Source organism: Streptomyces sp. GbtcB6, assembly GCF_019091475.1.
Taxonomy (GTDB): Bacteria; Actinomycetota; Actinomycetes; order Streptomycetales; family Streptomycetaceae; genus Streptomyces; species Streptomyces hyaluromycini.
The window spans coordinates 72,843-94,336 of sequence record NZ_JAGXJL010000022.1; the positions used below are offsets into that span (position 1 = coordinate 72,843).

Here is a 21,494-nt window from a genome sequence, read left to right on the forward strand (position 1 = left end):
GGGTCCGACCGCTGCTGTGGCTGGTGGAAAGCCAGCCGCGATGACGCGAGTGCAGCTGGAGAGTGCTGTGATCGCCAACGGTGATGTGTCCGGGTGGAATGTGGCCGTACCCGAAGTCGGCGTCCGGGCCTGTCGGCGGGGAGCGCATGGTCGCCGACAAGGCCGCGTGTCAGCCCGTCGCCGACGCGCTGAGCGAAACCGGGGCCGTCAAGGCGGTGGCCTCCGTGGAGCGGAGCGCGGTGGCGGAGGACCGTTCCGGGGTCATGGTGCGGGTGCGACTGGCCTCGTATGCCACCGACGGTGCCAAGAAGATCATGGCCGAGCTGGCGGGCGCGGCCCAGAGGTGCAAGGGTTTTGACGGAACGAACAGCGACGGCAAACAGCACCTTGGCGTTGCTCAGTACGGGGCCTATCTGAGCGCCCAGAGCGCCCTCGGCTTCCGGCTGACCGCGAAGGTCGGCGACCAGACCCTGCCTATCTACCTGGACGTCGGTTCCGTCGGTGGCACGGTGGAGTACCTCGCGACCTTCAACGTCCTGGGAGACGACCTCGGCACCGGATCGACGACGGCGGAGCGGCAGCAGTCCGTGAAACTGGGGGCCGCGGCCTCCTGAGCTCGCACCAGACCATCTTGCGGTCCGGGCGCTGCCCCACACCCCACCTGTCGGTCAGCGCGTTGAGGACGGCCAGGACGCGGCCCTGGCCGTCCTGGGCTTCGGCGTCGCGAGTGTGGTGTACGCGGGACCGACAGCACGGCTCAGGGAGCGATCCCCTTCCGGAAACACACCCGGTCCTGCCCGGGACCGTCGTAGTCGGTGTGGACGGACACCCCGTCGATCTCCCTGTCCCCGCTCTCCACGGAGAACCCCATCGCACGGTGGAACGCGATGGACCCCGCGTTCCCCGGTGAGGTGATCGCACGGACCTCCGTGCGGCCTTCCTCGGCGGCGCGCCGGGAGAACGCCGTGTAGAGGCGTCGGGCCACGCCCTGTCCACGCAACTCCGGGTCCACTCCCACGAAGTGGATGTACGCCCCGGTGCCGTTGTCGGCGGCGTAGAAGCCGATGAGGAAGGCGCGGATCTCCGCGCCTTCCTCCAGGACCAGGCTGGTGCCGGCGAAGAACTGCAGGAACAGCCTGGGCAGCAGCAGGGACAGTTCCCGGGCCTGTTCGGGGGTGCGTGAGTCCCCCCACCACCGCTGCACACACCCGACGAGCGGGCCGTGGTCGGAAACAGTGGCCTGACGCAGTGCGGGCATCGCGGTCCTCCGGGTTGTCGTCCGCTACGAGGGGCGGATGTGTGTGCGGGCCTGCTCGATCCACCCCGACACGGCCTTGGCGCCGCAGCTCTCGGCGACCGACCGGGCCTCGTCGAGGTGGCGGAACGCCGTCGAGGGATCGCCGGTCTCGGCCGCGAGGTAGGCCAGCGCCACCAGGCCGGCCGCTTCCCCGGGCCGGAAACCGATCTCGCGGCGCAGCGTCACCGATTCGGTCAGCCGCCTGCGGGCCTCCTCGAAGCGGCCCGCGTCCTTGTCGGCGAAGCCCAGGTGGCGGATCGCGTAGGACATCGTCATCCGGTCGTCGACGGATTTCGCCAGCGCGTACGACCGCTCGAAGTACGGTCTGCCGGTGGCGCCGTCGCCCTTGACCACCTGATGCCAGCAGCCGACCCAGAACAACGCGTCCGCCTCACCCGACGCGTCCCCCAGACGCCCGTACAACTCGGCCGCGCGCTCGAACAGCACCAGTTCCCGGCCGTTCTCCTCGCGGTCGTTCAGGAAGCGGACGTGCAGTACCTTGCCCCGCGCCATGGAGAGCGGCGCCTCGACTGCGTCCAGCACGTCATCGGACCGCTCCAGCGCGGACACGTCCCCGCCGAACATCGCCGCTTCGAACAGCTCACCCGCACGTTCGATCCAGTCCTGCCCTTGCATACGTCAGCCCCTCCCCGTCGGACGATGACAGCGCCGAGGTTATCTCCGAGGACGGCTGATCTCGCAGGGGACCGTCTTGCGGTCCGGGCCCCGGATGAGTTCACGCAGGCCGAGCGGCCGGCCCTGCGCGGGTCGGGCGGGGCTCGCGGGCCCCGCCCGACCCGTCCCCGGCGGCTGGAAGACGCCGGAGTGTCGGAGTGTCAGGGGCGCTGTCCGCCGTGGTAGGCGCTCAGCGGGACGCGGCCGAGGATGGCGTCGAGTTCGCCGTTGCGGCCGTCGGCCCAGCTGACGTAGGCGTACTTCTTGTCAAGAGTGATGGTCGACCAGCGGTCTCCGGGCGGGCCGTTGACGCCGGCGGGTTCGGTGGTCCTGTTGACCTGGAGGCGGTCGCTGAAGGTGCGGCCGTGGTCGAAGGAGACCACCGAGTAGACGTTGAGTTCGGTGGTGCGCCACATCACGCCGAGCTGCCCGTCGGGGCCGAAGTCGAACCAGGGTCGCTGTGCGCCGGGTGCGGCGATGGTGGCGGGGCCGGTCCAGGACTTGCCGGCGTTGTCGGTGACGTACACCTCAAGGTTCGAGTCGCGGGGGACCATGACGGCGAAGCGGCCCTTGTGGGTGGGGTCGGCGGACACCCAGGGGACGGGGTCGGCGGCGGCGCCCAGGGCGGGGACTGGTACGAGGGAGCCGGTGCCGTTGAGGACGGGGGTGCCGTCGCTGTCGGTGACCGGGAGGGTCCGCCAGCTGTTGCCGTCGTCGCGGGTGGTGTAGAAGGCGACCTTGCCGTCGTCGCCCTGGCTCGCGGAGGCCAGGATCCCGCCGTGGACGGCGATCTCACGGCCGGGGTAGCCGCAGGACGGGGGCAGGTCGGGGGTGATCTCGACACAGGGCTGAGGACCGGGGATCGTCGACGGGTCCGACCAGGTCTCGCCCTTGTCGCCGCTGACCGAGATGGCGCTGGGGTACTCGAACGCCGTGTGGGAGGCGACCGCGTACACCTTGCCGGTCGCCTGGTCCACGCGGAGCTTGGGTGCACCGCCCAGGACCAGCGGTGTCTGCACGGGTCCTGTCCATGTCCGTCCGCCGTCGACGGACTTGGAGACGACGTTGTGGTTGGTGTACGTCGTGTAGCGGTCGGGGCCGATCTGGTTGTTGGAGATGTAGAAGACCCCGTCGGCGTCGGTCGTGACTTCCGGTTCGCCGCACTGAGGGCGGTCGCCCATCGGCCAGGACGACTGGTGCCAGGTTCTGCCCCGGTCGAAGGAGAAGGCCACGAAGCAGGCGCCGACGGGCTCAAGGCCGGGGCTGTCGGGGAAGACGGTCGAGGTGAAGACCAGGTTGTCCGGGTTCCTGGGGTTGACCGCGAGGACCGACTGTCCCTCCCGGGTGTCGGGGAGGTTGGTGACGTCGGTCTCCAGGATCTTTGCGTTCGCCGGGTGATGTGCGGGGGCGGAGTCCGTCTCGGCGAGGGCGGCGGGGGCGCCGGCCAGCAGGATGAGCGCGGACAGTGCGGCGGCGGTTCTCGCTCTCGTTAAGGCGGTGAGCGGCATGCTCGGCAGTCCTCTCGGATGTTCCGGCGGGTGAGGGCCCGGTCACCGGCGGCGCCCTCGGTGCGGTGCGGGCCGGTACCTGATCAGGGGCGCACGCAGTCGCTGCGCCGGCCGGGCGGTGAAGCCCTCAGAGAGTGGCAGCCCGTCCGCGGGCACGGCGTCGGACGGGTGCAGGCCCGCGTGTACTGCCTGAGTACGACGGGCGCTACTGCGCATGTACGAGAACAGCCCGTCGGCCCGGCCCGCGGTCGTGCACACCGGTCGGGCCGGCGTCTTTTACCCCGTGGCCGGCGGGTCTGGTGCGCAGCCCACTCGTCCCCGGTGGCTACCGCCTGTCCGGCGGTACTGCCGATTCAGTAGGTGGGGTCGGCGATCTCAGTAGGAGCTGTCGGCGTCGGCACGACGACGGCCGGGGTTCCGGCTTCGCAGCATGGGTGAGTTCCCGATTCTGATGTGGAGATCTGCTCCGTGGCTGTTTTCCTCTACCGCATGGGCCGTACGGCCTTCCGGCGGCGCTGGTACGTCGGCCTGCTCTGGGTGGTGCTGCTCGGTGCCCTCGGTTTCGCCTCGACCCAGGCGGCCTCGCCCCCCGACGACACCGGCTCCATGCCGGGAATCGAGTCGCAGCGCGCCTACGACCTGCTGCAGAAGCGGTTCCCGGGCGCCTCGCAGAGTCCGGACCAGGCGACGGCGCGCATCGTCTTCGTCGCACCGAGCGGGGAGAAGCTGACCTCCTCCGCCAACCGGGCGGTGATCGAGAAGCTGGTCGGCGAGGCAGCCGAGAGCAGCCAGGTCCAGGCCGCCGTGAACCCCTTCCACGCCGGCACGGTGAACAAGGCCGCCTCGACGGCGTATGCGACGGTCACCTACAAGGCCGCGTCCAAGGACCTCACCGACGCCACCAAGGACAACCTCCGGAAGGCTGTCGACGAAGCCCGGCACGCCGGGCTGACCGTGGACGTGGGCGGGCCGGTCCTCGCCGACGACGCCGCCGCCGGCGGGGCCGGTGAGCTGATCGGCATCGTCATCGCGGCCGCCGTCCTGCTGGTGACCTTCGGTTCCCTCGCCGCGGCCGGGCTGCCGCTGCTGACCGCCGTACTCGGGGTGGGCATCAGCACGGTGTCGATCATGGCGCTCGGCTCGACGCTCGGGCTGTCGGCCACGAGCAGCAGCCTCGCCTCCATGCTGGGCCTGGCCGTCGGCATCGACTACGCCCTGTTCGTCGTCTCCCGCTACCGCGAGGAACGCGGCCGCGGGCACAGTCCGCAGGAGGCCGCCGGCCGTGCCGTGGGCACCGCCGGTTCGGCAGTGGTCTTCGCCGGCCTGACCGTCGTCATCGCCCTGGCCGGACTGTCCGTGGTCGGCGTGCCGACGCTCACCAAGATGGGCCTGTCCGCCGCCGGAGCCGTCGTCGTCGCCGTCCTGGTCGCCCTCACCCTCGTACCCGCCCTGCTGGGCATCCTGCCGAACGCGGTCCTGCCCCGCCGTATCCGCAAGGGCCGCGACAGCGGTGCCCGTACCGGGGACAACGCGGGTACCCGGTGGGCACGGTTCGTGCAGCGCCGGCCGGTGCCGGTGCTGCTCGCCTCGGTCATCGGCCTGGGAATCGTGGCGCTGCCGGTGCTCGACCTGCAGCTCGGCATGCCCGGCGACGAGTCCAAGTCCACCGCGACCACCGAGCGCCGGGCCTACGACGAACTCGCCGACGGCTTCGGCCCCGGCTTCAACGGCCCCTTCACCGTCGTGGTGGACGCCAAGGGCGCGAAGAACCCCAAGAGCGCCGCGAAGAGCGTGGCCGAGACGATCTCCGCGACCAAGGGCGTCGTCTCCGTCACCGCGCCCGTCTTCAACCCGGCGGGCGACACCGCGATCTTCTCGGCCACCGCCTCCACCGCGCCCACCGACGAGAAGACCAAGGACCTGGTCCGCGCCATCCGCGCCGAACGGCCGGAGGTGACGGCCGAGACCGGCGCGACCTTCCTCGTCTCGGGCACCACTGCGATCAACATCGACGTCGCCGACAAGATGCAGAGCGCCCTGGTGCCCTACCTGGCGGTCGTGGTCGGGCTGGCCTTCCTCCTGCTGCTGGTCATCTTCCGGTCCGTGCTGGTCCCGCTCAAGGCCGCCTTCGGGTTCCTGCTGTCCGTGCTGTCCGCGCTCGGCGCGGTGGTGGCGGTCTTCCAGTGGGGCCGGCTCGCCGACCTGATCGGCCTGCAGCAGACCGGCCCGGTGATGAGCACCATGCCGATCATGATGGTGGGCATCGTCTTCGGCCTGGCCATGGACTACGAGGTGTTCCTCGTCTCCCGGATGCGCGAGGCGTACACCCACGGCGAGCGCCCCGCCGAGGCCGTCGTCACCGGCTTCCGGCACAGCGCGCGGGTCGTGGTCGCCGCCGCACTGATCATGATCGCTGTGTTCTCCGGCTTCGTCGGCGCCGGCCTCGCCCTGATCAAGATGATCGGATTCAGCCTGGCCGTCGCCGTCCTCTTCGACGCCCTCGTCGTGCGGATGGCGCTGGTCCCCGCGGTCATGGCCCTGCTGGGCGAGCGGGCCTGGTGGCTTCCGGCCCGGCTCGCCCGGTGGCTGCCCCGCGTCGGCATCGAGGGCGAGTCCCTGAGCCGTGCGCCCGCCGCCGAGACGGAACCCGCGCCGGAAGCGGTACCCCGTTGATCCAGGCTCTACGGGGCCGGGCCGGCCTCCGGCACGGCGGCCGCCCGGCCCCACCGATCGCGGTCATTTGGCAGGATGGCTGCACGCCCACCTCGCCGGAGCAAGCGTCGATGACCACCCGCTGGCAGCACTTCTCCCGCCGACACCGCCGTCTCCTCGACACGGTGCTCGTCGTGGTGCTGTTCGTCCTGTCCGGGCCGGTGGCGTACTACAGCAGCAAGTCCTACGCCGACGGTCTCGGCTGGTGGTCCTCGCTGCCGCTCGCGGCGGTGGCCTCCGTCGCCGTGCTGTGGCGGCGCCGACACCCGTACGCGGTCGTACTCGTCACCGCCGTGTGCGCCGGCGCCGCCGGCGGGGTGGGCTATCTCCTCACCCCGATGCTCCTGGCCCCCGTCCTGGTCGCCTTGTACGGGATCGCCGCGCGTGTCCCGCCCGCGACGGTCTACCGCTTCTGCCTTCCCGTGACGGCGATGATCGTGCTGTCCACCGTCTTCGGTGACCGCGCCGGCCGCCCCTGGCCGCTGGCCACCGTCAATCCCGTCCTGTGCCTGCTGCTGCCGGTGGCCCTGGGATCCGCCGCCCGCATGCGCAACGCCTACCTCGAAGCGGTCGAGACCCGTGCCGTATACGCCGAACGGACCCGCGAGGAAGAGGCCAGACACCGGGTGGCGGACGAACGTGTCCGCATCGCCCGTGAACTCCACGACGTCGTCGCCCACCACCTCGCCCTGGCCAACGCCCAGGCCGGCACCCTCACCTTCCTCGCCCGGACCAGCCCCCACAAGGTCGCCCCCATGGTGAACCAGCTCGCCGCCACCACCTCCTCGGCGCTGCGCGAACTCAAGGCCACCGTCGGCCTGCTGCGCCGCCCCGACGACCCCGACTTCCTCGAACCCGCCCCCGGCCTGGCCCAACTCCCGCACCTGATCGAGTCGTTCACCTCGACCGGCCTCGATGTCCAGGTCGTCACCGAGGGCAAGGCGCGGCAGCTCTCACCCGGTGTGGACCTCAGCGCGTACCGCATCGTGCAGGAGGCCCTCACCAACATCACCAAGCACGCCCCCGGCGGCACCGCGCACGTCCGGCTCGGTTACGGGCACGAACGGCTGACGATCACGGTCGCCAACACGCCCGGACGGCTCTCCGCAGCCCCCTCCCGCACCCCCGACGGTGACGGCTTCGGACTCATCGGCATGCGTGAGCGCGCGTACTCGGCCGGGGGCAGCTTCACCGCCGGACGCCAGTCGGACGGGGGCTTCACCGTCACCGCCGACCTGCCGATCCTGCCCTGACCCGGCCACCCCATCCGCGAAGACAGGCCCGATGACAATCCGTATCCTCCTCGCCGACGACCAGCAGCTCCTGCGCATGACCTTCCGCATCCTCGTCGGCGAGGTCCCCGACATGGAGGTCGTCGGCGAGGCGGCCGACGGCGCCGAAGCGGTCGCGCTCACCCGCCGCCACCACCCCGACATCGTCCTGATGGACATCCGCATGCCGGGCACCGACGGACTCGCCGCCACCACCGAGATCTGCGCCGACCCCGCCCTGGCCGCCACCCGCATCCTCATCCTGACCACGTTCGAGACCGACGAGTACGTGGCCCAGGCCCTGCGCGCGGGCGCCAGCGGCTTCCTCGGCAAGGACGTCTCCGCCCAGGCCCTCGTCGACGGAATCCGCACCGTGGCCGGCGGCGAGGCACTCCTGTCACCGAAAGCCACCCAGACCCTGATCACCCGGTTCCTCACCACTCCGGTCCCCGTCGCGGCCCCGCCGCCCGAACTCGACGCCCTGACCGGCCGGGAGCGTGAAGTCATGATCGAGGCAGCGCAGGGCAAGTCGAACGCCGAGATCGCGAGCGAGCTCTTCCTCAGCCCCCTGACCGTACGCACCCACATCCACCGCGCCATGACCAAACTCAACGCCCGCGACCGCACCCAACTCGTCGTCATCGCCTACCAGAGCGGACTGGTCCGGCCCTGACCGACGCCCGTCCTCGTGGAGACCTGCAGACGGGAGCCGAAGCGAGCTGGGCGCTGGTACGCGAGGCAACGGGCATGGCGGTCCGGGCCGGTGTGGTTCCCGGGCGGCTGATCGAGGGGACTTCTTCACTCGGCCGTTCGGAACGGAGCACTCGTGAACCGGCTCAGGCGACCGAGACGGCGGTTCGCCGTCATTCTGCCGGTGATGGCAGCCCTGCTGCCGGCCGGGGCGACCGGCACCATAGGATCCGAGTTCTCCGGCGAACTGGGGATCGAGGTCGGGCTGTCCATGCACGAGTACATCAGCTGGAACAGCAACTCCATCGGGAGCATCAGCTGCAAGAAGCCTGCCCAGGACGGACTGTCCGCAACGGTGAAGAAGAGGTACTGCTGATGACACGGCCCGGCCGAAAGGCAGCCGGCAGGAGGGCGGCCGGGTTGCGGCGGGCAGCCGTGCTGGCCGCAACGGCCCTGGTGGCGACGGCGTGCACCGCGTCCTCGCAGGGCAAGGAAGCCAAAGCGACGCCGTCCCCCAGGTCGGGGGCCATCTCGGTGGCGGAGCGGGCGTGCAAGAACGCCCGAATCCACTGGGGAAAGATCAGGACCGAAGGGAAACCGGTCGCTGTTTCGCAGCTGGTTCGCGTCAAAAAGGGTGAGAGTGCGGCAGACGTCACTTTCCATGCGATTCCCGTACGCAAGGTGACAGCCGGCGTTGCGGCCAGTGGGAAAGTGCCCGCGGCGTCGGTGTTCTCCTCCCTGGAACGGCACATGAGTCTCGGTGGAAAGTCGCTTGCTCACAACGGCGAGTCCGTACCGTTGCCGGGCGCCGCGGGCTTCGGGACTGCCGATATGACAGGAAAGACCGGCGACTACCTCTCCTTGATCGGCGTGCAGGTGGTCGAGGCGAGCTTCGTCCAGGGGTGCGCCGGCAACGAGAAGACCCCGGTCCACGGCACCGTCACCACGTGGTACGGGAAGACCAGGGCATGATCAAGTGCGGCCGTGACACGGGAACCCAACCGGGTTTCCGGGAAGCGTATGACCTGGTGTGCGGGGAGGTGCCCCAGACCTAGCCTGCGCGCCGAAGGCCGGTCAGCCACCCAGGTCCCCTCCATCGCGTCCCTCAAGTAGCCGCAACGCAAAGGGACGTGAGGTCTTTGAAGACCCCACGCCCCTTTGCTCAGCGGTTCACCGCGTCAGCGGATCAGTGCTTGCGGTGCGCCTTCGGCTGGTACGACTCGACGTAGCCGGCCGCCGGGGTGCCGACGCCGGTGACGTCGTCGTAGCCCTTGACCGCGGACAGGGAGCTGTCCTTGCCGAGGCTGCGGACCGAGGTCAGCAGGCCGTTGGTGGCATCGAAGCCGTTGGCGAAGTCGACGCGGGCGACCGCGAGGTCCTTGCCGGTCGGCTTGTCGGTGACGTCGTGGTAGGCCTTCGTGCCGTACTTGGAGTAGATCAGCGGGTTGGCGAAGCCGATCGCCTTGCCGCCGCCCGCCTCCTGGGCGAGAGCCTGGACGGCCGCGATGACCGGCGCGGCCAGCGAGGTGCCGCCGATGCGGTACTCGCTGTACGCCTCGGTGCCGTCCGCCTGGGTCTGCGTCTGGCCGACCTTGAAACCGGTGTTGGGGTCGGCGATCGCGGAGATGTCCGGGACCACGCGGTTGCCGGTGGCGCTGTTGGCCTTCGCGAGGGAGTCCGGGACGACGCCCTTCTGGTAGTACGGCTCGGTCACCGTCTTGCTGGTGCCGCCGCCCGCGCCCGAGGTGAACGCGCCGGGGAAGTTGGTCCAGCTCTTGCCGTCGGCCGCCAGCGTGGCCTTCTCGGTGCCCCAGCCGGTCTCCCACAGGTACTTGTCGTCCTTGCCGACGGCGAGGGAGGTACCGCCGACCGCCGTCACCCAGGCGGAGTTGGCCGGGGTGTCGACCTGCTTCACCGTGGTGTTGGCGACCTCGTCGCCGTTGTCACCGGAGGAGAAGTAGAAGCCGATGCCCTGCACCGCGCCCAGCTGGAAGACCTGGTCGTAGGCGGCCTGGACGTCCGGGGTCTCGTTGCCCTCGATGTCGCCCCAGGAGTTGGAGACGATGTCGGCGAGGTGGTTGTCGACGATCTTGCTGAGCGCGTCCAGCAGGTCGCTGTCCTGGCAGGACGCGGCGCCCACGTACGTGACGTCGGCGTCCGGCGCGACCGCGTGCACGGCCTCGACGTCGAGGGTCTCCTCGCCGTACCAGCCGGAGGCGTCGCACTCGTCGGCGCCGGTGTTCGTGTAGTTCGAGGGCAGCACCTGGTGCAGCTGGCTCGTCTTCCACGAGGCGTCGCCGTGCGCCTTGGCGTAGGTGCCGGCGTCGTAGGCGATGGTCGGCGAGGCGAACGCGTCGGTGATCGCGACGCGCACGTGCTTGCCGGTGTACTTGCCGGCGCCGTAGGCGGCCCGCAGCTGCTTGCCGGTGTAGCCCTCGACGGCGTACGGGATCTTGGTGCCGTACGCGTCCGGCAGCGTGGTCGCGACGTTCGAGCCGTAGTACGAGGAGAACGGCCCGGAGTTCTTGAACACGGTGGCCGGGGGCGGCAGCGTGTCGTCGTGGGTCGCCTTGTGCGGCGCGTTGTCCAGGCCGGTGACGGTCAGGACGGCGTCGCTGACGGAGGTCGGCACGGACGCCGTCGTCGCCGGGGCGCGGTAGGTCTTCGAGCCCTTGGCGAAGTTGTGCAGCTGCGTGCCGAACGCCTTCTCGGCGGCGGACACGTCGCCGGAGACGGCGACGTAGTGCTGCGTGACCTCGGTGACCGTCAGGCCGGCCGCGGTCAGCCAGGTCTTGACGGCCTTCACCTGGGCCTTGGTGGCGCCGTAGCGGGCCTGCACCTGCTTGGCGCTGAGGTACTTGCCGTACAGCGGCGAGCTCGGGTCGGACACCGCCTTCGCGTAGGCCGCGAGGCCCTTGGCGTCCTGGCCGGCCAGGTAGACCCGGGCCTTGACCTGCGCGCTGTTGGAGGTGGCGCCCTTGTCCGCCTTCGCCGTGGCCCAGGTGGGCTTGGTGCCCTTCAGGCTGTCACGGGCCGGGCTGTCCGCAGCGTGCGCCGCGGGTATGCCGAGTGCGAGCGCGCCGGCGATCATCGGCAGTGTCGCTGCCATACTCACGCTGGCCCGCACCTTGGCACGGTTGGATCTCATACTGCCCCCTGCTATGCGGTTCGTCGCATGGAGTGGTCGGTCGTCCGTGATCACCAGGAGGCCTGCGGCGGAACGGCCCGTGAATGGATCACACGGTGGACGTCACTCTTTCGGTGAACTGTTCATGCCAGGGGAATGAGAAACCCAAGGAAGTCCCAAGTGGGCGTTGATTAGGGGCTTTTGGTCCACTTTCGACGGCGCGCAGAACATTACAGATCGGTTGCGATTGTTGTTGAAAGCTTGCGGTGCCGTTAAGTCGACAAGTCCCCCCTTTTGTATGGCAGTTCAGCCGGGGCAGTTCAGTCGCGCGGCTTCGCGCCCCGCTCCTTCAGCATCTGCTTCATCGTCGTCAGCTCCGACTGCTGCGCGTCCACCATGCCCTGGGCGAGGCTCTTCTCCACCGCGACGGTGCACTTGGCCACGCACCCCTCGGCCATGTGGATGCCGCCCTTGTGGTGGTCCGTCATCAGCTGGAGGTAGAAGATCTCCGCCTGCTTGCCGTTCAGGGTCCCCAGCTTCTTCAGCTCGGTGTCGGTCGCCATGCCCGGCATCAGCGAACCGTCCCCGCGCTCGGGCATGTCGCCCATGCCCATCCAGGACATCGGCGGCTTCGCCGACACCTTCGGCAGGTCCCACAGGTCCAGCCAGCCCAGCAGCATGCCCCGCTGGTTGGCCTGCGTCTGCGCGATGTCGTAGGCGAGCCGCCGCACTTCCACGTTCTTCGTGCGGTCGCGGATGACGTACGACATCTCCACGGCCTGCTGGTGGTGGACCGCCATGTCCCGCGCGAACCCCGCGTCCGCCCCGTCCGCGCCCGGGACGCTCAGCCCGCCGCCACCACCGTCGCCGTCCTCGGCCACCGCGTAGGTGATCGCGCCGGCGGCGACGAGCGCCGCCGCCGCGGTCCCGGCGATCCAGCCGATGTGCCTCTTCACGTCACATCGTCCCGCCGGTGCAGGAGGCGCCCGGCTCCGGGGTCTGCTTGCCCTGCACGTACGTCTCGAAGAACTTGCCGACCTTCGGGTCGTCCGCGCTCGTCACGCTCAGCTGGTGCCCCCACGCCGTCAGCTCGATCGGCGAGGTCTGGTTCGTGTACGGGCTCATCAGCGAGTACGGCGTCTGCTTCACCTTCGCCGCCAGCGTGTCCACGTCGGACTTCTTCGCCTTGTCGGTGTACGTCACCCAGACCGCGCCGTGCTCCAGGGCGTGCACGGCGTTCTCGTCCTTCACGGCCTTGGTGTAGACGTTGCCGTTGCAGTTGAGCCACACCGGGTTGTGGTTGCCGCCGACCGGCGGGTGCATCGGGTAGCTCACGGTCCCCGTGACATGGGTGCGGGAGAGCTTGCCCGTCCAGGTCCGCACGCCGTCACTGCCGGTGGTGAAGTGCCCCGAGTCCCCGGAGCTGCCCTTCGCGTCGCTCGCACTGTCGCTCTTGCCCGACTGCGAGTTGACGAGCACCACTCCGCCGACCACGAGACCGGCGACGACCACGACGCTCGCGCCGATCACCAGGATCCGGTTGCGCCGCTCACGCGCCTGCTCGGCACGCCGCATCTCCTCTATGCGTGCCTTGCGCTCTGCGTTGTTGCTCTTCTTGGCGGTAGCCATGGGCCGTGTCCTTCTTGGGGGAAAGGGGCGTGAAGGGTGGGGCTCGCTGATCGTAATGGGGGAGATGGGACCGGTCGTAGGGAGGGCACAGGAAAGAACCGGAAAGACCCGCGATCCGACAGGAAACCGATAATTTGAATGGCGGATGCGTATTACCTACGCTGGCCGGTATGCGGCTGCTGCGCTCCACCGACCTGGCTCTACGCCTCCTGATGCGGCTCGCCGTCGCGGACGGGTCCAGCCCCACGACCCGAGAGGTCGCGGCGGACATGGACGTGCCGTACACGCACGCCGCGAAGGTGGTCGCCGAACTCCAGCACCTGGGGCTGGTCGACGCCCGGCGCGGCCGGGGCGGCGGACTCACGCTGACCGAGAGGGGCCGTACCGCCTCGGTGGGCGCGCTGGTGCGCACCTTCGAGGGCGACGGGGACGTGGTGGACTGCGAGGGGGCGACGCCCTGCCCGCTGAACTCCGGGTGCCGGCTGCGGGGCGCCCTGCGCCGGGCCCAGGAGGCGTTCTTCGCGTCGCTGGACCCGGTGACGGTGGCGGACATCGTGGCGGAGCCGACGGGGGCGCTGCTGCTGGGTATCTCCAAGGGGCCGGGGGCGGATTAGCGCCTATGGGGGTGCCGCGGTCTGCCGGTTTGCGGCTGCGGCGTCGTCGTGGCTTGTCGCGCCCACGCGGCGGTAGCCGTATATCAGACAGGGTCCCGCGCCCCTGAAGGGGCGCTCAAGCCGCTGCCAGCCACAGGTCCGGGCCGAAGACCTCGTAGTGGATGTCGGCCGCCGGTATGCCCTTCGCCAGCAGCTGGGTGCGGACCGCGCGCATGAAGGGGAGCGGTCCGCACAGGTACGCGCGCGTGCCGGGGTGTACCGGGACGTCGGCGAGGTCGACCAGGCCGCTGCGGGTGCCCGGTTCCCCGTCCCGCTCGTAGAAGAGGTGGACGGAGGCGTCCGGGAGCTTGGCCGCGTAGGCCGTGTGGTCGGCGCGCAGGGCGTGGTCGGCGGGGGAGCGGTCGCCGTGTACGACGGTCACCGGGGCGCGGTGGCCGTCGGCCGCGAGGGCGGCCAGCATCGCCACCATCGGGGTCACCCCGATACCGGCGGAGGCGAGCAGGAGGGGGCGGTCTGCGGTGTCGCCCAGGACGAGGTCGCCGTACGGCTCCGACAGTTCGAGGACGTCACCTTCGCGCACGCGCGCGTGCAGGTGACGGGAGACCTCGCCGTCGCGCTTGACGCTGAACTGGCGGACCGGCCCGCCCGGCGCGCCGGAGAGGCTGTACTGGCGTATCTGGCGGGCGCCGTCGGGGAGGGTGACGCCCACGGAGACGTACTGCCCGGCCCGGAAGCCGCGCACCGCCGCCCGGCCGTCCGCCGGCCGCACCCGGAAGGTCACGACGTCGGCGCTCTCCACCACCCGCTCGACGACCTCCCACGGCCGCAGTCCCTGGTGGCCGCCGCTCTCCTCGTACAGCCGCTTCTCGATCGCGACGAGCGCGTTCGCCATCAGCCAGTAGACCTCGTCCCAGGCGGCCGCGACCTCCGGGGTGACGGCGTCGCCGAGCACCTCGGCGATGGCGGCGAAGAGGTGCTCGTGGACGACGGCGTACTGCTCGGGCGTGACGCCCAGCGAGGCGTGCTTGTGGGCGATGCGCCCGAGCATCGCGTCGGGTCGCTGGTCCGGGTGGTCCAGCAGGTGCGTGGCGAACGCGGCGATGGAGCCGGCGAGGGCCTCCCGCTGGGTGCCGGCGGCCTGGTTGCCGCGGTTGAAGAGGTCGCGCAGGAGGTCGGGGCGGGCGGCGAAGAGGCGGGCGTAGAAGCGCTCGGTGATCTCGCCGAGCGCCGCGCCGACGGCGGGCAGGGTGGCGCGGACGGTGGCGGCGGACGGCTCGGACAGCATCGGGGCTCCTTGTGGCTCGGCCGGACGGCTCGGTGTTCCGCACGCTATTAAAACTTGCATCTGAGATTCAAATTTAGGAGCCGTGGCGTCCGTCACCGTGGTGTCCATCACCCGACGGACGCCCGGGAAACCGATCCGGCCATTACGGATGTCGGCGCGAACAGGCAAGATGGGCGGCAGGGCAGGACATCTGCCGTACGAGAGCCGTTCAGGCCGAGGTCGCTCGGGCGATCAAGGTGCGCAACGCGCATGAAATGCTGTTGTGGTGTGATGCTCAGGTGCCCGACCGCCTCCTGCGGGACAGGGAGACAGGCGGCCTGACCAGCAAGGATGGGGAAGCGGAAGATGGACAAGCAGCAGGAGTTCGTGCTCCGGACCTTGGAGGAGCGCGACATCCGGTTCGTACGCCTGTGGTTCACGGACGTGCTGGGCTTCCTCAAGTCCGTCGCCGTGGCCCCGGCCGAGCTTGAACAGGCCTTCGACGAGGGCATCGGCTTCGACGGCTCCGCCATCGAGGGCTTCGCCCGGGTCTACGAGTCCGACATGATCGCCAAGCCGGACCCGTCCACCTTCCAGGTCCTCCCGTGGCGCGCGGAGACCCCCGGCACGGCCCGCATGTTCTGCGACATCCTCATGCCGGACGGCTCCCCCTCCTTCGCGGACCCCCGGTACGTGCTGAAGCGCGCCTTGGCCCGCACCTCCGACCTCGGCTTCACCTTCTACACCCACCCCGAGATCGAGTTCTTCCTGCTGAAGGACCGCCCGCTCGACGGCTCCCGCCCCACCCCGGCCGACAACTCCGGCTACTTCGACCACACCCCCACCAACGTCGGCATGGACTTCCGCCGCCAGGCGATCACCATGCTGGAGTCGATGGGCATCTCGGTCGAGTTCTCCCACCACGAGGGCGCCCCCGGCCAGCAGGAGATCGACCTGCGCTACGCCGACGCGCTCTCCACGGCCGACAACATCATGACGTTCCGGCTGGTCATGAAGCAGGTCGCGCTGGAGCAGGGGGTGCAGGCGACCTTCATGCCGAAGCCCTTCTCCGAGCACCCCGGCTCCGGCATGCACACCCACCTCTCCCTCTTCGAGGGCGACCGCAACGCCTTCTACGAGTCGGGCGCCGAGTTCCAGCTCTCCAAGGTCGGCCGCTCCTTCATCGCGGGCCTGCTGAAGCACGCGGCGGAGATCGCGGCGGTCACCAACCAGTGGGTGAACTCCTACAAGCGCATCTGGGGCGGCTCCGAGCGCACGGCGGGCGCCGGCGGCGAGGCCCCGTCCTACATCTGCTGGGGCCACAACAACCGCAGCGCCCTGGTCCGGGTCCCGATGTACAAGCCCGGCAAGACCGGCTCGGCGCGCGTCGAGGTCCGCTCCATCGACTCCGGCGCCAACCCGTACCTGGCCTACGCCGTCCTCCTGGCCGCCGGCCTCAAGGGCATCGAGGAGGGCTACGAGCTCCCGCCGGGCGCCGAGGACGACGTCTGGGCCCTCTCCAACGCCGAGCGCCGCGCCATGGGCATCGAACCCCTCCCGCAGAACCTCGGCGAGGCCCTGACCCTCATGGAGAACAGCGACCTGGTCGCCGACACCCTCGGCGAACACGTCTTCGACTTCTTCCTCCGCAACAAGCGCCAGGAGTGGGAGGAGTACCGCTCCGAGGTCACCGCCTTCGAGCTGCGGAAGAACCTGCCGGTGCTGTAGGGGCAGGTCGGAGGGATTTCAGCTGGCACATCGCCGCGGGGCCGACGGTCGTGGACCGTCGGCCCCGCGGCATCTCACTGCGCTGGGAAGCTGTCTCATCGCTGGAAGGCGAGAGAGCGATCTCCTTGCGGAAGCACACCCTGCCCTGCCCAGGATCGCCGTGTCGCGCGATGGGAGCGATGGATCCTGCGTTCGTCGGCAAGGTGATCGCACGGACCTCCGTCCGGCCTGCTTCGGTGGCTTGCGGAAAAACGTCGCGCGGCAGCCGATGAGGAATGCACAGACTGCATGCAGCCAACGACAGTGCCGTGATCAGAAACGCCGGCCTGGCGCACTGCGCTTTTCTCCCCTCACGGCGTTGGAGACCAGCTCGAACTCTCCAGTATCTCCTTGAACTGCCTCACGCTCTCCTCGAAGTCATCCCGGTCCACTGAATAGTAGTGCGCGAAGAAGCGTGCTGGAACGCGAGGAGCTCGACGGCGCGTCAAGAACAGTGCGTCCTCAATCTGCCGCGCTAGAATCGTCAGCTGATCAGCTAGGTCGGGGTTGGACGGATCACGTACCGCGGCTGCGCACGAGTCATATACCAAACTGCACAGCCTGTCGCGTTCCGCAGCAATTGCGAATTGCTCTCGGCATGTCTCGAATCCCAGCATCAAGATACCGAGAGACGGCACGAACCAGCGCAATACTAACTCGGTCAGCGATATCTGCTGGATCGTCCCGAGGGTCATTCCGAGAAGAGCCCAGGCTCCCACGGAGACAGCGACCGTGTTGGCGTAGCGACGCCTGATTCGCAAACCCCATGCCAGATTCTGCCGTTCCTTGACGAGAATGTTGAACGGGTGAGGCAGGTTGGGCATCTCATACCAGTCGCGCAGTGCGTGTTCGGTCCCTTTGTATTTTCTGCTCAGTTGCCGTACGTCTTCGGCGCGCACAGGGGCCCCGGCTACGGCAGAGTTCCAGGGAATCTGAAACAGCTGAACGTAGAACATTTCCTGCAGTACTGCGGCTGTGTGCAGCTTCTTGTCCACGTGGCGCTGAACCAGTCCGGCATAAGTCAACGCCCACAGGGCACCGGCGATGGTAATCGGTAGCGCGGATACGTGAAAGAAGGGTACCGCAACCCCTGCGACGGAAATTATCAGAGAGATTGACAGGCGGAGTGTCACGAGGCGCTTGACCCGAGAATGGACGACCGAGACGGCGCGCAGCACGAGCCCCTCCGGCGCTTCGATCGCCTGTCTGATTATGGGCTCCCCCACAGGCAACTGCGGCCTCCCTGCCACTTGGCGTTGGTGCCTTATTCACACTGTGAGGCAGCTAGGCTGTGCATGTCCAGTGTGGCTGCACAACCTACGAAGCGCTGGAGGCTCAGTGGCGGATGAGCAGGCGATAGGCGTCGCCCTCGACGCATACTTGGCCGATCGGACGGTGGCGGACGCGCTGCGTGCGTGGGCGCGTGACCACGAACTGATCGTTTCAGTGCCTGATACGCCTTGGCGTCGGAGTGGCGGGACGGGGGCGCAGCTGGTCTCTCTGGATCTTCTCCGGTATTCGAATGACCGGATGGGTGCATACCGGCAGAGTGTTATCGTGAAAGTCTGCGCAAAGGGTGATTATTCCGCCGAGCCGCAACGCCACAAAGCGGCCTGGGAAGCCAACCCCGAATTCTCCAAAAAGTATCTGGTAGGGCAGCCCTATGACTCTGTCGTGCTACCGGATGGCAGATCTATGATGTTTCAGGAGGCCAACTTCGACGTCGGCCTCACCTGCACTTTGGGAGAACTCTCCGTCGCCTATCAGGCGGCGGGTTGCCGTCGGGCTTTTTCGCTCATCCTGCAAGAGTGGAACGTCCCGCTTGGTTTCCAGCAGAAGACGCTAAATGTGGACGAATATTTGAAGCTTGAGCTGAGGCATGCAATGTCCCCCGGTCGGTCGGCCTATGAGTGGGTCAAAAATGCCCACCTTCTTCATGGGGACAGGTATTTTCCGCACCCTGCGGCCGGCGAGTCGTCGAGAGATTTGCCAAACCCGATCCGGATCGCCTCGGAATTCTTTGGGCTGAAGGATTTTCAGGTCACCTATTTTGCGGGATATTCTCATGGTGACTTGCATCTGGATAATTTGGTTGTGTCTCGGACGGTGGCGGAGGGGCCTGACCTCGACGTAATGCAGTTCATTGATTTATCGGGATTTGCGGAAGATGCGCCCCTGGCTCGCGATGTCGTCACTTTGGCGCTGTCGTGCGTTTTTCGAAGTTTGAGGGACGGTCTGGAGGGTGCGCAGAGAGAGGAGTTGGTTAATTTCCTGGTCGATGGTGTTGAAGGTTCCTGCCCTGGCTTGCCCATTCCCCTCCGCGACACTCTTGCGGAGGTTATGTATGTATCTTCTCTGTTTCTTCAGGGCGGGGAGTTGTGGCATGCGCAGTATCTCCTTTCGTTGCTGGCTCACGCTTTGGTTTACACCTCGTACGAAAATGTCGGAGAATCGGGGCGGCGCTGGTTCTTCTACTTGGCGGCGCGCGCTGCTGAATCATTTCTCGCGCTCAGCGGAATATGAGGACTCGGCGTGAAAGGTCACGAGGCCTCCGCCTGGTATGACGCGGTGCCCCCTTTCGCGCGCGTCGGAGCGGAGCTTCTCAGGGCGTTCGGAGAGGATCCGAGACCGCCCGGGTCAGCGGACGTACGCCGGTGACACCGCCGACACGCTGATGCGTCGCGGCGTCCCCGTGCCGTTCGCCGGGATCTCGTACAGGTCTGCCCCGTAGTCGCCCGGCAGGGCATAGACCAGTGTGTGCGTGTCCTTCCACACCGTCTGGTCGTCCACGCTCCGGGTCTCCGCGAGCGGGGTTTCGTGCATCGTCCGAAGGCTGAGGACGTAGAGGCGCCAAGGGGCGTCCTTCGGGAGGCCCTTCACCCGTTTCTTGTACGCGATGCGGGTGCCGTCGGGGGAGAGGGACGGGCATTCGACGTTGCTGTGGAGTGTGGTGACCGTGCGGGTGTGCAGGTCGCCTCGGACCAGGTACGTCGAGCCCTTCGTCGCCAGCGTCGCGTAGAACGTGCGGTCGTCCGGGGCGAACGTCACGCCCCAGAAGTTGACGTCCGCGGCCTGGTAGGGACGGCCGTCCCTGATGATCCGGAACGCCTCCAGGGACGGGATCAGGGCGCCGGTGCGGGTGTCGGCTATCGCCGTGCGGGTCGAGAAGTTCGTGCCCGCGTACGAGTCACCGCCCACGAACGCCGTCCAGGCCGCATAGTGACCGGTGGGGGAGACCCGGGCGCGGGACGGGATGCCCGGGACGTCGTAACGGGCCCTCGTGTGCAGGTTCGCGTCCAGGATCAGGGCGCGGTACGTGTCCGAGACCGGTCCGTGGACGGCCTGGAGACAGACGCCCGTACCCGCGGCGGCGTAGAAGCGCAGGCATTTCACGCCGGAGGCGGTGCGGGGGCCGGAGGGGGCGGAGACGGGGACCGTGGTCAGCTCGTCGCGGTGCGGGCCCCAGGCCATGTTGCGGAAGATCATGTGACCGGGGGCCGTCAGGGTCACCGTTCCCGGGGTGACCTTCGGGCCGCCCGCCTGGGTGTGGTCGCGGCGCTCCGCCCGGGCCGAGGCGTGCAGGACGGAGGCCAGGGCGACGGCCGCCAGGACCGCCAGCGCCGACAGGAGGACCAGGATGCGGGAACGCAGGGTCATGCGGCGGCCTTCCGGGAGGGACGGAGGGTGAGGGCGTACACCGCGCACACCGCAAGGGCCACCGCCGACACGGTCAGCGCCGTACGGTCGCCCCACAGCGTCCACGCCGCCCCGAACCCCAGTGAGCAGGCGAAACGCGCCGCCGCCTGGCCCGTCTGGACCAGCGCCAGACCCGACGAGCGCAGCGCCTCGGGGACGCTGTCCGACGCGGCCGCCATCAGGACACCGTCGGTCGCCGCGTAGAACGTGCCGTGCAGGGCCAGCACCGCGTAGGGAAGGGCGGTGCCGTGCCAGGACGTCAGCAGGAGCGCGTATGCGAGCAACAGGGCCGCGTGGCCGGTCAGGAAGACGCGCCAGCGGCCCCAGCCGTCCGCGAGGCGGCCCAGGGGGACGGCGAGCAGGAGGAACGCGGCCGCCGTGCCGAGGGGGAGGAGGGCGAACCAGCGGTCCGGGACGCCGAGCCGGTGTTGCAGCAGCAGGTAGACGAAGGAGTCGCTCACCGTCGCGAGGCCCAGGAGCAGGGCGCAGACGGTGAGGCGGCGCAGGTCGCGGTCGGCGAGGAGGCCGACTGCCGCCCGCAGGGTGGGGCGCGGTGCGGGGCGCGCGTCGGAAGCGGCCGTCTCGGCACGGCCGCCGCCCGGCACGAACAGGACCAGGATCAGCACGCCCAGCACCGCCACGCAGAAGCTCACCGTGAACACCGCGTCGTAGCCGTCCACCGTCGCCCGCAGGATCAGGAACGCGGCCAGCGGGCCCAGCAGGGCGCCCGCCGTGTCCATGGCGCGGTGGACACCGAAGGCACGGCCCCGGTTCTCCGGGGTGCTGGCGAGCGAGATCAGGGCGTCCCGGGGAGCCGTGCGCAGGCCCTTGCCGGTGCGGTCGGCCGCCAGGATCAGGCCGATGGGCGTCAACGAGTGCGCCACCAGCAGGAGGGGTTTGCAGAGGGCCGAGAGGGCATAGCCCGCGCCGGCCACCCACTTGTGGCGGCCGCCGCCGCGGTCGGCCAGGTGGCCGCCGACCAGCCGTACGACCGCCGAGAAGCCGTTGTAGACGCCGTCGAGGAGGCCGAAGCCCAGCGGGGACAGGCCCAGGCCCGCCACCAGGTACAGCGGGAGGACCGCCGTCACCATCTCGGAGGACACGTCCGTGACCAGGCTGACCGTGCCGAGGGCGAGGACGGTGGGCGCGATCGTGGAGCGGTACCGCCCGGCCGTCGCGGGCCGGGCGGTACCTTCCACGGACGCCGTCGCCGGAGTGCTCGCGCGGCTGTCCGCTACGTACAC

The 21,494-nt window shown here is 69.1% G+C and carries 19 protein-coding genes; 9 read left to right on the forward strand and 10 right to left on the reverse strand.

Going from position 1 to position 21,494, the window contains the following annotated elements; genetic code table 11:
- Nucleotides 1-146 precede the first annotated feature (146 nt).
- Nucleotides 147-614, forward strand: coding sequence for a hypothetical protein (locus tag KVT45_RS31940; RefSeq protein WP_217552624.1), 468 nt, complete (start codon nt 147-149; stop codon nt 612-614).
- A gap of 143 nt (nt 615-757) precedes the next feature.
- Here the strand turns inward: KVT45_RS31940 and KVT45_RS31945 are convergent, their stop codons facing one another.
- The 3 genes from KVT45_RS31945 to KVT45_RS31955 all read right to left on the reverse strand — a co-directional run bounded on the left by KVT45_RS31945 (nt 758) and on the right by KVT45_RS31955 (nt 3,480).
- Nucleotides 758-1,258, reverse strand: a complete 501-nt coding sequence (locus tag KVT45_RS31945; RefSeq protein WP_217552625.1) for a GNAT family N-acetyltransferase — start codon at nt 1,256-1,258, stop codon at nt 758-760.
- A gap of 24 nt (nt 1,259-1,282) precedes the next feature.
- Nucleotides 1,283-1,933 carry a tetratricopeptide repeat protein gene (locus tag KVT45_RS31950; RefSeq protein ID WP_217552626.1) on the reverse strand — a complete coding sequence of 217 codons (651 nt, stop codon included), beginning with the start codon at nt 1,931-1,933 and terminating at the stop codon, nt 1,283-1,285.
- Nucleotides 1,934-2,133: 200 nt separating this feature from the next.
- A complete protein-coding gene (locus tag KVT45_RS31955; RefSeq protein WP_217552627.1) occupies nt 2,134-3,480 on the reverse strand; it encodes a sialidase family protein in 1,347 nt (448 codons plus the stop codon).
- Nucleotides 3,481-3,948: 468 nt separating this feature from the next.
- Here KVT45_RS31955 and KVT45_RS31960 point away from each other — a divergent pair, with 468 nt between their 5' ends.
- From KVT45_RS31960 to KVT45_RS31980, 5 genes are all read left to right on the forward strand, one after another.
- Complete coding sequence (locus tag KVT45_RS31960; protein WP_217552628.1) at nt 3,949-6,153, forward strand: MMPL family transporter; 2,205 nt, start codon at nt 3,949-3,951, stop codon at nt 6,151-6,153.
- 110 nt (nt 6,154-6,263) lie between these two features.
- Nucleotides 6,264-7,445 (forward strand): sensor histidine kinase, encoded by a 1,182-nt coding sequence (locus tag KVT45_RS31965; protein ID WP_217552629.1) that lies wholly within the window; start codon nt 6,264-6,266, stop codon nt 7,443-7,445.
- A gap of 31 nt (nt 7,446-7,476) precedes the next feature.
- Nucleotides 7,477-8,136, forward strand: a complete 660-nt coding sequence (locus tag KVT45_RS31970) for a response regulator transcription factor (RefSeq protein ID WP_217552630.1) — start codon at nt 7,477-7,479, stop codon at nt 8,134-8,136.
- A gap of 204 nt (nt 8,137-8,340) precedes the next feature.
- A complete protein-coding gene (locus KVT45_RS31975; protein WP_217552631.1) occupies nt 8,341-8,529 on the forward strand; it encodes a hypothetical protein in 189 nt (62 codons plus the stop codon).
- A 59-nt stretch (nt 8,530-8,588) separates the two neighbouring features.
- On the forward strand, nt 8,589-9,125 hold the full coding sequence (locus KVT45_RS31980; RefSeq protein ID WP_217552632.1) for a hypothetical protein: 537 nt from the start codon (nt 8,589-8,591) through the stop codon (nt 9,123-9,125).
- A gap of 214 nt (nt 9,126-9,339) precedes the next feature.
- Here KVT45_RS31980 and KVT45_RS31985 read toward each other — a convergent pair whose 3' ends face one another.
- From KVT45_RS31985 to KVT45_RS31995, 3 genes are all read right to left on the reverse strand, one after another.
- Nucleotides 9,340-11,301 (reverse strand): protease pro-enzyme activation domain-containing protein, encoded by a 1,962-nt coding sequence (locus tag KVT45_RS31985; protein ID WP_217552633.1) that lies wholly within the window; start codon nt 11,299-11,301, stop codon nt 9,340-9,342.
- Between the two features lie 299 nt (nt 11,302-11,600).
- Nucleotides 11,601-12,236 (reverse strand): DUF305 domain-containing protein, encoded by a 636-nt coding sequence (locus KVT45_RS31990; RefSeq protein WP_217552634.1) that lies wholly within the window; start codon nt 12,234-12,236, stop codon nt 11,601-11,603.
- A 1-nt stretch (nt 12,237) separates the two neighbouring features.
- Nucleotides 12,238-12,909 carry a DUF3105 domain-containing protein gene (locus KVT45_RS31995; RefSeq protein WP_217552635.1) on the reverse strand — a complete coding sequence of 224 codons (672 nt, stop codon included), beginning with the start codon at nt 12,907-12,909 and terminating at the stop codon, nt 12,238-12,240.
- A 170-nt stretch (nt 12,910-13,079) separates the two neighbouring features.
- Between KVT45_RS31995 and KVT45_RS32000 the strand changes: the two genes are divergently transcribed.
- A complete protein-coding gene (locus KVT45_RS32000; protein WP_217552636.1) occupies nt 13,080-13,523 on the forward strand; it encodes an Rrf2 family transcriptional regulator in 444 nt (147 codons plus the stop codon).
- A gap of 115 nt (nt 13,524-13,638) precedes the next feature.
- Here KVT45_RS32000 and KVT45_RS32005 read toward each other — a convergent pair whose 3' ends face one another.
- Complete coding sequence (locus tag KVT45_RS32005; RefSeq protein WP_217552637.1) at nt 13,639-14,808, reverse strand: globin domain-containing protein; 1,170 nt, start codon at nt 14,806-14,808, stop codon at nt 13,639-13,641.
- A gap of 345 nt (nt 14,809-15,153) precedes the next feature.
- Here KVT45_RS32005 and glnA point away from each other — a divergent pair, with 345 nt between their 5' ends.
- Nucleotides 15,154-16,515 (forward strand): type I glutamate--ammonia ligase, encoded by a 1,362-nt coding sequence (gene glnA, locus KVT45_RS32010; protein ID WP_089101251.1) that lies wholly within the window; start codon nt 15,154-15,156, stop codon nt 16,513-16,515.
- Between the two features lie 350 nt (nt 16,516-16,865).
- Here the strand turns inward: glnA and KVT45_RS32015 are convergent, their stop codons facing one another.
- The gene (locus KVT45_RS32015) at nt 16,866-17,732 is read right to left on the reverse strand and encodes an S-4TM family putative pore-forming effector (protein WP_217552638.1); all 867 of its coding nucleotides are present in this window, start codon (nt 17,730-17,732) and stop codon (nt 16,866-16,868) included.
- Nucleotides 17,733-17,892: 160 nt separating this feature from the next.
- On the opposite strand from KVT45_RS32015, the gene KVT45_RS32020 reads away from it, so the two are divergent.
- The gene (locus tag KVT45_RS32020; RefSeq protein ID WP_217552639.1) at nt 17,893-19,077 is read left to right on the forward strand and encodes a hypothetical protein; all 1,185 of its coding nucleotides are present in this window, start codon (nt 17,893-17,895) and stop codon (nt 19,075-19,077) included.
- A 114-nt stretch (nt 19,078-19,191) separates the two neighbouring features.
- Here KVT45_RS32020 and KVT45_RS32025 read toward each other — a convergent pair whose 3' ends face one another.
- Nucleotides 19,192-20,211 (reverse strand): TolB-like translocation protein, encoded by a 1,020-nt coding sequence (locus KVT45_RS32025; protein WP_217552640.1) that lies wholly within the window; start codon nt 20,209-20,211, stop codon nt 19,192-19,194.
- Nucleotides 20,208-21,494, reverse strand: a complete 1,287-nt coding sequence (locus KVT45_RS32030) for an MFS transporter (RefSeq protein ID WP_217552641.1) — start codon at nt 21,492-21,494, stop codon at nt 20,208-20,210. Before KVT45_RS32030 ends, KVT45_RS32025 begins: the two co-directional genes overlap by 4 nt.

What these genes read in the sequence shown, in the direction of transcription:
- KVT45_RS31940 (WP_217552624.1), top strand. Translation starts at nt 147, where the DNA reads ATGGTCGCCGACAAGGCCGCGTGTCAGCCCGTCGCCGACGCGCTGAGC.
- KVT45_RS32005 (WP_217552637.1), bottom strand. Translation starts at nt 14,808, where the DNA reads ATGCTGTCCGAGCCGTCCGCCGCCACCGTCCGCGCCACCCTGCCCGCC.
- KVT45_RS31970 (WP_217552630.1), top strand. Translation starts at nt 7,477, where the DNA reads ATGACAATCCGTATCCTCCTCGCCGACGACCAGCAGCTCCTGCGCATG.
- KVT45_RS31950 (WP_217552626.1), bottom strand. Translation starts at nt 1,933, where the DNA reads ATGCAAGGGCAGGACTGGATCGAACGTGCGGGTGAGCTGTTCGAAGCG.
- KVT45_RS31955 (WP_217552627.1), bottom strand. Translation starts at nt 3,480, where the DNA reads ATGCCGCTCACCGCCTTAACGAGAGCGAGAACCGCCGCCGCACTGTCC.
- KVT45_RS31965 (WP_217552629.1), top strand. Translation starts at nt 6,264, where the DNA reads ATGACCACCCGCTGGCAGCACTTCTCCCGCCGACACCGCCGTCTCCTC.
- KVT45_RS31945 (WP_217552625.1), bottom strand. Translation starts at nt 1,258, where the DNA reads ATGCCCGCACTGCGTCAGGCCACTGTTTCCGACCACGGCCCGCTCGTC.
- KVT45_RS32000 (WP_217552636.1), top strand. Translation starts at nt 13,080, where the DNA reads ATGCGGCTGCTGCGCTCCACCGACCTGGCTCTACGCCTCCTGATGCGG.
- KVT45_RS31975 (WP_217552631.1), top strand. Translation starts at nt 8,341, where the DNA reads ATGGCAGCCCTGCTGCCGGCCGGGGCGACCGGCACCATAGGATCCGAG.
- KVT45_RS32025 (WP_217552640.1), bottom strand. Translation starts at nt 20,211, where the DNA reads ATGACCCTGCGTTCCCGCATCCTGGTCCTCCTGTCGGCGCTGGCGGTC.
- glnA (WP_089101251.1), top strand. Translation starts at nt 15,154, where the DNA reads ATGGACAAGCAGCAGGAGTTCGTGCTCCGGACCTTGGAGGAGCGCGAC.
- KVT45_RS31995 (WP_217552635.1), bottom strand. Translation starts at nt 12,909, where the DNA reads ATGGCTACCGCCAAGAAGAGCAACAACGCAGAGCGCAAGGCACGCATA.
- KVT45_RS31985 (WP_217552633.1), bottom strand. Translation starts at nt 11,301, where the DNA reads ATGAGATCCAACCGTGCCAAGGTGCGGGCCAGCGTGAGTATGGCAGCG.